General features: G+C 66.5%; 12 protein-coding genes and 1 pseudogene. 7 read left to right on the top strand and 6 right to left on the bottom strand.

The features are described 5' to 3' along the window. From ACF073_RS40290 to ACF073_RS40280, 3 genes and pseudogenes are all read right to left on the bottom strand, one after another. On the bottom strand, positions 1–320 hold a 320-nt coding region (locus ACF073_RS40290), incomplete at its 3' end, for a helix-turn-helix domain-containing protein (protein ID WP_392076517.1). A 90-nt stretch (positions 321–410) separates the two neighbouring features. Then, positions 411–959, bottom strand: a complete 549-nt coding sequence (locus ACF073_RS40285; RefSeq protein ID WP_392076516.1) for a chloramphenicol phosphotransferase CPT family protein — start codon at positions 957–959, stop codon at positions 411–413. Positions 960–1,636: 677 nt separating this feature from the next. Continuing rightward, positions 1,637–2,107, bottom strand: a pseudogene (locus tag ACF073_RS40280) (bifunctional DNA primase/polymerase); the annotation flags it as partial. 1,126 nt (positions 2,108–3,233) lie between these two features. Here ACF073_RS40280 and ACF073_RS40275 point away from each other — a divergent pair. From ACF073_RS40275 to ACF073_RS40265, 3 genes are read left to right on the top strand one after another with little or no spacing between them, the layout of a single operon-like run. Next, the gene (locus ACF073_RS40275; RefSeq protein WP_392076515.1) at positions 3,234–3,800 is read left to right on the top strand and encodes a hypothetical protein; all 567 of its coding nucleotides are present in this window, start codon (positions 3,234–3,236) and stop codon (positions 3,798–3,800) included. Between the two features lie 7 nt (positions 3,801–3,807). Further along, positions 3,808–5,094: an MAB_1171c family putative transporter gene (locus tag ACF073_RS40270; protein WP_392076514.1), complete on the top strand. Its 1,287-nt coding sequence runs from the start codon at positions 3,808–3,810 to the stop codon at positions 5,092–5,094. Between the two features lie 23 nt (positions 5,095–5,117). Beyond that, positions 5,118–5,567, top strand: coding sequence for an NUDIX domain-containing protein (locus ACF073_RS40265; RefSeq protein ID WP_392076513.1), 450 nt, complete (start codon positions 5,118–5,120; stop codon positions 5,565–5,567). Positions 5,568–5,593: 26 nt separating this feature from the next. On the opposite strand, the gene ACF073_RS40260 is transcribed toward ACF073_RS40265, so the two are convergent. The 3 genes from ACF073_RS40260 to ACF073_RS40250 all read right to left on the bottom strand — a co-directional run bounded on the left by ACF073_RS40260 (position 5,594) and on the right by ACF073_RS40250 (position 8,841). Further along, positions 5,594–6,469 carry a helix-turn-helix domain-containing protein gene (locus ACF073_RS40260; RefSeq protein WP_392076512.1) on the bottom strand — a complete coding sequence of 292 codons (876 nt, stop codon included), beginning with the start codon at positions 6,467–6,469 and terminating at the stop codon, positions 5,594–5,596. A gap of 468 nt (positions 6,470–6,937) precedes the next feature. Next, positions 6,938–7,570, bottom strand: a complete 633-nt coding sequence (locus ACF073_RS40255; RefSeq protein ID WP_392076511.1) for a response regulator — start codon at positions 7,568–7,570, stop codon at positions 6,938–6,940. Next, positions 7,570–8,841 (bottom strand): sensor histidine kinase, encoded by a 1,272-nt coding sequence (locus ACF073_RS40250; protein ID WP_392076518.1) that lies wholly within the window; start codon positions 8,839–8,841, stop codon positions 7,570–7,572. The genes ACF073_RS40255 and ACF073_RS40250 overlap by 1 nt, the downstream gene beginning before the upstream one ends. Before the next feature lie 364 nt (positions 8,842–9,205). Here ACF073_RS40250 and ACF073_RS40245 point away from each other — a divergent pair, with 364 nt between their 5' ends. The 4 genes from ACF073_RS40245 (at position 9,206) to ACF073_RS40230 (ending at position 11,663) form a co-directional block, all read left to right on the top strand. Continuing rightward, positions 9,206–10,429 (top strand): BTAD domain-containing putative transcriptional regulator, encoded by a 1,224-nt coding sequence (locus tag ACF073_RS40245; protein ID WP_392076510.1) that lies wholly within the window; start codon positions 9,206–9,208, stop codon positions 10,427–10,429. A gap of 18 nt (positions 10,430–10,447) precedes the next feature. Beyond that, on the top strand, positions 10,448–10,609 hold the full coding sequence (locus ACF073_RS40240; protein ID WP_392076509.1) for a hypothetical protein: 162 nt from the start codon (positions 10,448–10,450) through the stop codon (positions 10,607–10,609). Positions 10,610–10,776: 167 nt separating this feature from the next. Then, positions 10,777–10,977: a hypothetical protein gene (locus ACF073_RS40235; RefSeq protein ID WP_392076508.1), complete on the top strand. Its 201-nt coding sequence runs from the start codon at positions 10,777–10,779 to the stop codon at positions 10,975–10,977. 170 nt (positions 10,978–11,147) lie between these two features. Then, positions 11,148–11,663, top strand: coding sequence for a DedA family protein (locus ACF073_RS40230; RefSeq protein WP_392076507.1), 516 nt, complete (start codon positions 11,148–11,150; stop codon positions 11,661–11,663). Positions 11,664–11,670: the final 7 nt, after the last annotated feature.

The following is an 11,670-nucleotide window of genomic DNA, read 5'->3' as shown; positions in this document are numbered from 1 at the left end:
ACGTGGAACAGCCGGCCAATCAGCGTCCTGATCCGTGCAAGTGTCCACCGCTGATCGGCCCAGCCGTGGACCAGCGGCCCGCGGTCCAGCTCCCGTTCCAGCCTCGCGACCTGCGCGTCGCAGAGCCTCGGCCGCCCCGGTGATCCCTTCGACAGGACCCCCTCTTCACCACGCTCGCGCCACTGGCGGCGCCACCGCTCCACCGACCGCTCACTGACCCGCAGCGTGGCAGCGATCTCCCTGCTCTTCTGCCCGCCCTCGAAGCGTTCCACGGCCTGCAGCCGGACCCGCTCCCTCGCGGCCCGCCCGGCGTCGGTCAAACCGCCACCCTGTGCGTATCTCACAGTCCAGGGCTACCGGAGCGGACCGGCCGCGGTCAGGCGAACGTCTCCGACATCACCCAATCAAGTTCAGTAGCGTCGTCGAAGGCGGGTGAAGGCGGCGGGGCTGGGGCGGTGCGGGAGGAGTTCCTTGATGCGCTGTGCGCATTCGCGTGGGCTTGCCGTGCTGGTGTCGCACTCCACGTCGTAGTCGCCGTGGGCGTGGACCATGTCGTATTGGTGTGCCGCGAGGCCCGGTGGGCGGTCGCCCCGGGCCAGCTCGCGGCGGGCCAGCTCGTCCAGCGGGCAGTGGACGCCGACAAACAGTACGTCCTCGGGTGGCAGCACCGTCAGGTATTCGAGTAGTCGCCACGGCTCGCTCAGCACATGGTCGACCACGATGTCGTTGCCCACCTCGGCCATGGCCGCAATCGAGCGGTGGAAGCCCATCCTGGTCCGCCGCAGTGCAGCGTCGAGCTCCTCCGCCCCGAGCTCCCGCTTGCTGCGCATCGCGTTGAAGCTGTCGACCGCCAGGTGGAAGAAGACGCCGTCATCCAGGATGTCCAGAAGCTCCCGGACGATGCTCGACTTCCCTGAACTGGAGGTGCCATTGAGGAAGATTATCCGACCAGATGTCATATCGGCATGGTCACATGGTGCCGTTCCGGCTCCGCGTTGAGGGGATCTCCAGTAGATCTCGGCGCCCGGCAAGACGGCAGTCCTGGACGCCGTAGGCTCGCAGGCCGTGAGCCAACAGGGTGGAAATGGTAGCGAGCTTGCCGCTTGTCCGAAGGCTGATCAATCGGGTGTCCGGGCTGCGAAGGGTTTGCAGAAGCGCTGCTAGAGCGGGTCCTGGGTTCCGAAGGTGGTGTAGATCCGGGCGAATCGTCGGCTCAGTTCTGCTGTCGTGGCGATGTAGAGCTCCTTGGGATCGATGGTGTGGGTGGGAGGGTCGAGGATCAGGTTCGCCAGCACCGCGATCTCGGGGAAGGCCGCGAGGTGGTGGCGGTCCTCGGCGGGGATCCTCATGCTGGCGGGGTGCCTCTCGATGCGATCGAGGCGGTCGGTCCATTCGCTGGCGAGGTCGATCGGCATGCCGGAGAAAGACCACTCCTCGACGATCTTCCGCGCAAGGTCGAGAGCCTGTCCGAGGTGCCGGTGGCGGCGGGCGAGTTGATCGAGTCGTCGCTGAGCTGGGATGACCTCCGGCAGATGTGTGAGCGGGATGTCGTGGGTCGAACGGGTCCAGCGTTGGTGACGCCAGCACAGGTGCTGGTGAGCGGGCAGGACGAGAATCACCAGGGATGCCGTGGAGCTGCGTCGTAGGGCGGCTAGCACCGCGAGGGTGTGAAAGCCCGTGGACAGCCCGGTGAGGTCGACGTGGTCGCCGATGGGAATCCCTGGCAGGATCCGGTCGCGACTGGGCGGTTGGGCATCGTGGGCATCGATGTCGATGACGACCAGGCTTGCAGGGCCGCAGGCGACGCCTACTCCGAATTCGGGGTGGGTTCCCCACCACTGCTCGATACGCCGCTGGTCGAGGGTGGCGGCGTGAAGGCGTGGCACCAGCGGCCGGCCGGGAGACAGGCGCAGCCTGCACGGGAGTGCCCGAGCTCGCGGCAATGCTGGCAGTTCGCTGCGGGTGTCTTGCGGCCTGCGGCAAGCGGGTGGACGGGCCAGCCCCTGCGAGCGCACCACTTCGCTGTGGCCAGTGACCGATGAGCGGCTGAGGGGCGGAGCGTGGGCTGCTGTGAGTCGCTGCGGGAAAACTGCAGCTCAGCAGACATGCGCCCCCCTGGTAGCGACTGAAGCGACTCAATGACGGAAACACCTTAGCGAACACAGCGGCGGCGTGTGGGGAGCATGTGCCCGTGTCGATGGGCAGGGCTCGGCAAGGGACGGGTAGCGACTGACTTGGTGGACCAGCGACTGGCGTCTCTTCGGTCGCTGACACAGTCGCCAAGGTAAAGAAGCAGGTCAGAAGCTTGACAGATCTGGAACAGCAACTCAAGCAACTGAAGCTCTCTATATATGACGCACATGCGCACACGCGAATGTCTTCATATGTACGGAGGATGAGTCGCTTCAGTCGCTAACTTCGGGATGCACCCCATCTGACCTGCCCTTTTACCGTGCAGGCAGTGAGCGACTGATGCGCAGCTGGGTCGCTGGGCTTCAGTCGCTGTGTCCCAAGTAGACCGAAGCGACTGAAGCGACTGACGGGGCGCGGCGGGGCCGGCCTGGCCATACAGGCTCCGAACTCTGCGGGCACCGACGGAACTCGCTGGTCAGCGGCAAAACGGTGGCCTTCATAGATCGTTTCCCACGCTGATGTAGATCGTTTCCCACCATTCTGATCAACACTGTCGGCAACACCACTCCCCCCACCCAGCGGGCGGGGGTGGCTAGGCCTGGCTAGCCGATCCGGGAAGGGCTGAGACACATCGTGGATGCGGCAGATGACGGCGCCGCGATGAATCGAATCGAACGCGCCATCGACAGAGGTCATTCTCGCCAACCTTACTGTCAAGGAGTGTGCCGGTGCTCAGACAGTGATTGAGTCAGATGCGATCGTCGAGCCGGCAATCGATGAGTTCTATAGCCAAGTGGTCGACTATTAAATGGGGGCGAGGCGTGAATAGACGCGCCTATATCGGATGGCGGAGTCGTTCAGGTAACCCCAGATCTCCGCACTTTCCGCCCTTTGTTTCTCACAAGAATACCCGGCGAGTTGGATTTTGGAAGATTCTGGCTCCTCGCTACAGCACTGTCTGGCGCGATATCGAGCTTGAATACGCTTGTTGCGCTGCCGTCCATCCTTGTTTGGGCGGACTGTCTGTTTCTCTTCGGGCATGAGGCCGAGGATGGGCGTGAATGATGACGCATACGAGACGACACCCTGGCTTAGGCATCATGAACGGTGCCCTCGACCAGTTGCGCGTCCGGCGCAGACGACGCCTTTTGCGGCGTGAGACCGAGCGCCTGGTGGCCTCCATGCCGATCCCACAGCCCTTCGATCTCGATCAGTTCGTTGCGAATATCGAGCAGGCCCGCGGCCGACGTATTGTCCTGAAGCCGATGCCGGTACACCTCGCCAGCCTGACTGGCTTCTGCGGTCTCTGGATCAAGCACGACGTCCGGCCGCTCGACCTGATCCTTCACCTCGAGGGCGGTTCGCCCTCGCACGAGCGGCAGATCAAAGTGCACGAGCTCGTCCACCTCTGGGCAGACGACTCTACTGGCGTCATCGGCACCGACGAGGTCCTGCGCGACCTCACATCAGCGCGAGTCGAGCAACTGGTAGCTGCAGGCCAGGCCGCCGGCCGGCGCCGTTATGACACCGCCATCGAGCAGCGCACCGAGGATGCGGCCGCCCTCATCAGCCAGCGAGCCATCAGCTCCGACCTCATCGAGGACTCTGTAGCCCGACGCCTCGCAGAAGACTTCGCCTACCCGTTCAGTAGCGATACCGCCCTGTAAGGAACCCATGACTGTGACCGACGCGTTCGCTTACGCGATCGCAGCCCTTCTGATCATCCAGGCCGTCCTGAGGGCCAAGTCCATCTTGAACGGGCGCCGTCGCGAGCGCTCACTGTGGGGCGCCTTCGCCGCGCTTGCGGTGAGCTGGTTGTGCCGGACATCGGTCGTCAACGATCTCCTGGACGCGACAGGAATCCCTGATCTCGGCTTCCTGGTCAAGCACGTCACTGCGATCGTCGGAATCTGCGTGCTGCTCCGCTATGTCACCGCGGTCTACGCGGACGCGGATGCCGACGTGCGACGCAGCGCGCGCCTGTCCGCCATCGTGCACCGGACCGCTGCGCGCGCCTCGGTCGGCACGATCGCCGTCATGGTGGCCACCTTCTTCTTCCTGCTGAATCCACCGGACACCAGCACCCTGTTCTTCCTGGAGCGCCATAAGGGAGACCTGGGTCTGCCGATCTACATGGGCCTCTTCTACCTCTACATGGGTGCGGCCGCCGCGGTCTGCGCCGTCCAGTGGGGCGGCGCCGCCCGAGCGACCCCGGTTCGCTCGGTCCGTATCGGGATGCTCCTCATGTCTTGCGCGATGGTGCTGGCCGTGCTCTACGTATTGCTGCGCACCGCATTCGTGGTGGTGATCACTGTCACGACGGTGTCCGACAGCGTCAGCCAGACCCAGGAGGCACTCACCGACTCCCTTCTCTACCTGTTTTCACTGCTCTGGGGGATCGGCGCCATAGCACCTGTCAGCCGAGCGGGCGCCGAGCGCTACCGGGCGGCCCGCAGTCTCCTCTCGTTGCACTGGCTCTGGAGGGATTTGGCCATGGCCGCACCTGACGTCGTCCGCTACAGGCCCAGCCAGCTCTTCGCGCGTCTGCCGTTCGTCGGCCAGGCCCTCGATGCTTTCCGCGACGTGTTCGCGAGCCCCGACGCTTCATTGCTCGTGCGCCTCAACCGCTTCACGGTCGACATCCGCGACGTGATCTTCGAACTCCGACGACGAGCCCCGGCAGATCTTGTCGAGCGGGCCCGCGATCATGCGCAGAGTGTGCCGGATAGCCTCCACCGCAGCGAGGTCCGGGCCGAGGCACTGTGGATCCGCTCTGCCTTGTTGTGCGAAGGGCCTGCGCTTCTCGGCAAGTCGGCCACTCTGGCGCCGTACCCTTTCGACCCAGGTACCGATCCAGAGCAGGAAGTGCCGCACCTGCGGGCTGTGGCCGCCGCCTACGGCCGCATCCGCAACTCCGACGCCCGCGCCCTGCTGGCGACGACCACTCCCAACTACGCTTGATCTTCAGAAGCAAGGAGCAACTGATGAACGTCGGCCCCGCTCGACCGACCATGTCGGCTGCGGCCGTACTGAACAATGGCGATGGCGAGTACCTCATCGTCAAGCCCGGATACAAGGACGGCTGGAATCTGCCAGGCGGCGGAGTCGACGAGGGCGAGACGCCCAGACAGGCATGTCGGCGTGAGCTCAAGGAGGAACTCGGCATCGACCAGACGCCTGGACGACTCCTTCTGTCCGCCTACGTGCACACTGCGGACGGCGCGCACATTTACTGGGTGTTCGACGGCGGAACGCTCACCACTGAGCAGAAGCAGGCGATCGTGCTGCAGGAAAGCGAGCTCACAGCCTTCCGCTTCAGCGCACCTGGCGAGATCTCGCCGGACGAGATCCCGCCGTCACGCAGGCCCCTGTGGGACGCGGCGCTCTGCGCACTCACCGACGGCAGCACTGTCTACCTCGAGGTCGTGCGCTAGGAGATACCGACGGTGTGGGCAGATTGCTACGTCGGCACGTCGTCCGCATCAGAGCCGAGGATCTCCGCCATGGTGTCGCTGATGAAGTCCCGGAGTTGATCCCGCACATCCTGCGAAATCTCTTGCTCACCGCCACGCGCGGCCATGACGGTGAACTGGCTGCGCACGGCGCGCGTCGAGACGACCAAGCGGCCGATCTCCGGATCGCTGCTGCGGAAGAACACCGGAGGGACGTCGAAAGCCAAAGCCAGGGCTTCAAGAACGTCGTCCGGGGCGGTGGTCAGTCCGCCCACGCGCAAGTTCCTTACCAGTTCTTCCGTCAGAAGAGACCGGCCACTCTTACGGTTACCGGACGAGGCGAGGTCCGCGTCCGAGAGCAGAGCCCCATCGTACAGCTCCGTCTGCAAGTACTTGATCTTCCCAGCGATGGTGTCGACGACCTGTGGCGACGGCGTCGCCTTCTCTGGCTCTATGGCTGGCACGTCGTGACCGAACGACCGCCTCTGCGCCGCCAGCAGTTCTGCACGGGTGACGTTGTAGGCGGCAGCCAGCGCCGTCACCGCCTCATCGGACAGCGTTCGCTTCCCCTGCTCGGCTGCGCGGATCGGCATCGGCGACGCAGTCTTGGTGTAGCGCGTGGTGTCCGACTGCCTCATGCCGGCGTCGCAGCGCAGATCGGCGAGGTTGGGCGGCCCCAGCCGCGGAAAGAGCTCGTCGAGTTCGGCCCCGACCATCGCAGCGATGGCCGGCAGGCGTTCCTGCGGCGGCGTAGCCAACCGGTTTTCCCAGCGATAGACGGCGTTTGTCTTGACGCTCAAGCCTGCGGCCAAGTCGGCCTGCGACAGGCGCTTGGCCACGCGACGATCGCGCAGCTTGCTGCCGTCGAAGACGCGGTCGGGCATACAGGTACTCCATAGGGTTCGTGCAGACACTCTAACCACTTGATCGGATCACCAGAAGGCGATAGTTTCACCTTTTAGTGATCGACGGGGTGGCTGGCTGCGGCTCAACTGCTGAATCCAGTCACTGTAGAACGACCCTCTTCTCGCAGGAAGTGGGTCGGTGCAGGCCACAGAGGTCCAAGGTCGTGTGACGGCCGGGGCCGGACATAGGCCGTGCCGAAGGGTGCGTCGACCACACCAACGTTGCCACTCACCTGCGCACCTATCGGTGAGAGGCATCACCAGCACGGGTCGTCTCCACCACGGCCAGGACCGCATCACGGCTCCACAAATGTCAGTACAGCTCAGCCAACGGGGGTGTCGCATTTGGAGATCGAAAGGTCGGACACGAGATCGGGCGTGATTTCCGCGAGAGCCTCGGACAGCTCTCAATGGCCGTATGGTGACCCGAGACACCCAAGCCATCGGTCAGGCCCGCAGATAGGTGAGGACGGCCAGCACCCTGCGGTGGGTCTCATCCGTCGGCGGCAGGTCCAGCTTGGTGAGAATGCTGCTGATGTGCTTGCCGATCGCGGCCTCGGAGACCATCAGCTCCTTTGCGATTGCGCCGTTGGACTTACCCTCCGCGATCAATGCCAGTACCTCACGCTCGCGCGGCGTGAGGCGCGCCAGCGGATCACGACGGCGGCGCAGCAATTGGCGCACCACCTCCGGGTCGACCACCGTCCCACCGTCCGCGACCTCGTGCAGTGCGTCGATGAATTCCTCGACCTGGCCGACGCGGTCCTTCAGCAGGTAGCCGACGCCCGAGCCGTCGCCGGAGTCCAAGAGCTCGGAGGCGTAAGCTCGCTGCACGTATTGGCTGAGGACCAGGACCGGCAGCGTGGGCCGGCTCGCGCGCAGTCGCACTGCCGCGTGCAGTCCCTCATCCTGAAAATCGGGCGGCATGCGTACGTCCGTCACCACGATGTCGGGGGCGTGCTCCTCAACCGCAGCAATCAGCGCATCCGCGTCCCCCACGGCCGCCACCACCTCGTTTCCGCAGCGGCTGAGCAAGCCGACCAGCCCTTCGCGCAGCAGCACGCTGTCCTCGGCCAGCACTACGCGGAGCGGTCGGCCGCTTTGGTCAACTCGCAAGGAAACTCCACAAGTAACAGGGTTGGTCCGCCCGGTGGACTGGACAGGGCAAGTCTGCCATCGAGAACCGCTACCCGGTCCGCCAGGCCGGTGAGTCCGCTGCCCGCCGAGGGGTCCGCGCCACCTCGCCCGTCGTCGCGCACCTGGAGGAACAGGCGGCCGTCGCGATGACCGCCGCTCACCTGCGCGCGGTCGGCCCCGCTGTGCTTGGCAACGTTGGCGAGCGCCTCGCAGACCACGAAGTACGCCGCGGCCTCGACCCCCTGGGGCAGCCGACCCGGCAGTCGGAGGTCGACGTCGACGGGGACCACGGAGCGGTCCGCCGCGTCGGCGACGGCGGCCTCCAGGCCGTAGTCCGCAAGGATCTTGGGGTGGATGCCGTGGATGAGCTCGCGCAGTTCCTCGAGCGCCTTGCCCGCTTCGTCGTGGGCTTTGGCGAGTTGGTCGGCGAGCGTGCCGGGCGGTGCGTCCAGCCGGGCCAGACCGAGGGTCATCGTCAGGGCCACCAGCCGCTGTTGCGCACCGTCGTGCAGATCGCGCTCGATGCGCCGCCGCTCCGCCTCGAAGGCGTCCACCAGACGGAAGCGGGAGCGGGCCAGTTCGACCACCTTCGCGTCGAGCTCGCTCTCGCGGGAGGCAATCAGCAACCGGGTCAACTCGGCGCGGGCGCCCGCCGCGATGCCGAGCACATAGCAGCACAGGCCCATGAGGAGCAGGCCGAGCACGGCGACTCCGAACGCGGTCGGCCATGTGGTGATCGTCCATTGCTTGAGCACCTTCGTCTCGTAGCCGTCACCGACCGTGGCCATCATCAACGGGGCGGCGACCATGGACAGCGGAACGAGCAGAGCGACCGTGACCACCAAGGCGTCGACCGGCCACAGCAACCCGGCGAACAGCAGCGTATGCCCGAGTTCCCGCCAGGTCGCCTGCTCGCGCAACCGGGTGGTCAGCCAGATCCCCAGTCCTGGCGCGGCCGGCTCCTGGTGTTGGCCGACCACCGGATCGCGATCGACCAGGCGCAGCCTTCGCCGCTCGACCCAGGCCACTGGGATCCCGCTGAGGGCGACCACGGCCAGCAAGGGCAGCCCCACCACGGTGATGGCGAGTGTCCCGCAGACAGCAGCCACCGTCACGATCGCCACCAGGGCGGCGACGCCGGTCACCGCGCCGGTGAGCAGATACGCGACGGAGCGCCATGGCCAGACCGACAGCAGAAAGCCGGGCCCGGACATGGCCTGCCACACATTCCGAGGGTGCATGGGGATCACCGTAGGTGGGCGAACCCATCCGGTGCCATCGGTCCAGGACGCGGATCGAGGGTAGGGCCAGCCCCACCCCCGTACCGGACCCGGAGGTCACGGGGCCGGGAATACAGGGGCTTGCCACCGCGGACCGCTGCCAACAGGAGGGCTCAGTTCAGCCAACTTGTGGCGCAAGCAATGGTCGAAAGACCGACGTTCCGGCGTTCCGATCCGGATGTGGCCGCCTTGATTCGACCACTATCGAGTAAATAGGGGATTTAAAGTGGAATTTCATCTTCTAGGTCCAGTCGAGGTGAGAGACGGGGCCCGTCGCATCGCGCTGGGGGGCACCAAGATGCACACGGTTCTGGCCGTGCTGCTGCTCGCGCGTGGTCGCGTGGTCAGCGACGGGAGACTGAGCGAACTGCTGTGGGGGTGGGATCCGCCTGCCACATGGAACGCTCAGATTTACACCTACACATCGAGGCTGCGAAAGCTCCTCGGACCCGAGGTCGACCTGGTCCGCCGCCAGCCCGGCTATCAGTTGGTCGCTGACGGGGCGCACGTCGACGTAGTGGAGTTCGAGAGGCTCGAGCGGCTCGGGCGGCGTGCGATGGAGGAGCGGCGGTTCACGCAGGCCGCCGACACGCTTCGTCAAGCACTTGATCTGTGGCAGGGACCGACGCTGGCCAACGTCACACCGCACCTCGCGGAAACGGAGATTCCGCAACTGGAAGAGGCGCGGATGAGCGCTCTGGAGCACCGGATCGAGGCGGACCTCGCCCTCGGCAAGCATGGCCAGCTCACCCCCGAACTCACTCAACTCGTCAGCGAGTTCCCAGTGCGGGAACGACTGCGTGCGCAGCTGATGACCGCGCTGTACCGGTGTGGGCGGCAGGCAGAGGCGCTGCGCGCCTATCACGAGGGACGCGAGGTGCTCGCGGAGGAACTGGGGGTGGACCCCGGGCCTGATCTCGCCGTCGTCTATCAGTCGTTGCTGAGCGGAGACTTGGACTCCGTCCCGCAGCCCGCACCGAGCCTGACGCATGGAATGCCGACAGTGGCCGCGTCGCCTGTCATGATTCCGTCGGCGCCGACCGACTTCAGGGGCCGGGAGCGGGAGTTCGACGTGCCGTGCAGGCGCTTGACGCTGATGCCGGCGAACGGGCGTGCTGCGTTCCAGCCGCGCCGACTGCTGATCACCGGGATGCCGGGCGTCGGCAAGACCGCACTCGCCGTACAGGTCGCGCACTTCGTGGCTGGGGAGTTCCCGGACGGCTTACTGTGTGCCCGGCTGCGCGCCGACGACGGCACCGTCGCGGACTGCGGCGAGGTCCTGGTCGCGCTGCTGCGGGCGCTCGGCGAGACCTCCGAGAACCTGCTGACCCCGAACGGCGAGCCCGTCCGGACGGAGGAGCTGGTCCACAGATATCGGACCCGGACGGCGGGCCGTAAACTGCTGATCCTGTTGGATGACGCGGCGAACGAGTTGCAGCTTGACCCGTTGCTGCCGGCTACGACCGACGCCGCCGTCCTGGTGACGAGCCGCAACCGGCTCCCCGCGGTGCCCGGTTCGTGAACCGTGGCGCTGGAGCCCATGGAGACCAGTGAGTCGCTGGACCTGCTCTCCGTGATCGCCGGGGGCGACCGGATCGCCGCGGAGCCCGAGGCGGCCCACGCCGTCGTTGAGGCATGCGGGCGGCTGCCACTCGCGCTGCGGGCCGCCGCCGGCTCGCCGCCCGGCCGCACTGGAAAATGACGCGGCTCGCGCGTCGCCTGGCTGATCCGGCCTCCCGCATCGAGGAGTTACGGGTAAGCACGCTCGACGCAAGGCAGATACTGTCCGCAGCCTTGCGGCAATGTCCGCTTTCGGAGCGGGAGCTGATTCACCGACTCGCCGTCCGCGCGGGAGCCGAGTTCACTGCGGTGACGACTGCCGCGCTGCTCAGGCTGCCCGAGAACGCGGCCGAGGAGTTCCTGGAACGGCTGGTCGAGGCGTCACTTCTGGAGACACGTGGCATCGACGCCACCGGCGCGCCTTGTTACTGCTTCCACCCCTTGCTGCGTCTCACTGCGGCGAGCCTGGAGCACTTCCCTGAGGAGGGCAAGTTGCTGCGGGTGGGCTGAACGGCGCCGCCGCCCCGGGAACTGCGCCGGTGACCGCGGCCAGGGTGAGTCGGGCCCGACCCCTGGAGGTAGGTTTGGCACTACCCCAAGTCTCGTCCCTGCCGCAGTGCGTCGCGAGGGTCCCCCGCGGTTTCGTGGAGGCAGCGCGCAGACGAGGGAGGCGGCGCCCCATGACGGCATGGCTGGCTGAGCAGATGCTGGTGCATAGTAGCTTCGGCATCCTCGCCGCGGTGCTGGTGCTGCCCGCTCTGGAGGCGGCGCTCCCGGTCGTGGGCGCGTTGCTGCCCGGTCAGACCGCGGTGGTGCTGAGCGGGGTGCTCGCCTGGCACGGGCACGTCACGGTCACGGCGGCGCTGCTGACCGCGCTCGTCGGCGCGGTGCTGGGCAACCTGGCCGGGTACGCCATCGGAAGCCGCTGGAAGGAGCGGCTGATGGCCCGGATGACGAGTCGCACCCGTCATCGCCGGTTCACCGAGCGCGCCCTGGGGCTGATCGAGCGTCAAGGCGGCGGCGCGGTGTTCGTGGGCCGTTTCACCGCCGTCCTGCGCACCCTCGTACCGACCCTGTGCGGGGCGACCAGGATGCCGCTGCGCCGCTATCTGCTCTGGTCCGTGCTCAGCAGCGCGGTCTGGGCCCCTGCCTTCGTCCTGATCGGTTACGTCATGGGCCCGGCCGGGCCCGGGTGACCGGCCC

The sequence above is a fragment of the Streptomyces sp. NPDC015171 genome (assembly GCF_043079545.1).
Taxonomy (GTDB): domain Bacteria; phylum Actinomycetota; class Actinomycetes; order Streptomycetales; family Streptomycetaceae; genus Streptomyces.
This window is presented reverse-complemented; position numbering and strand designations above follow the sequence as displayed.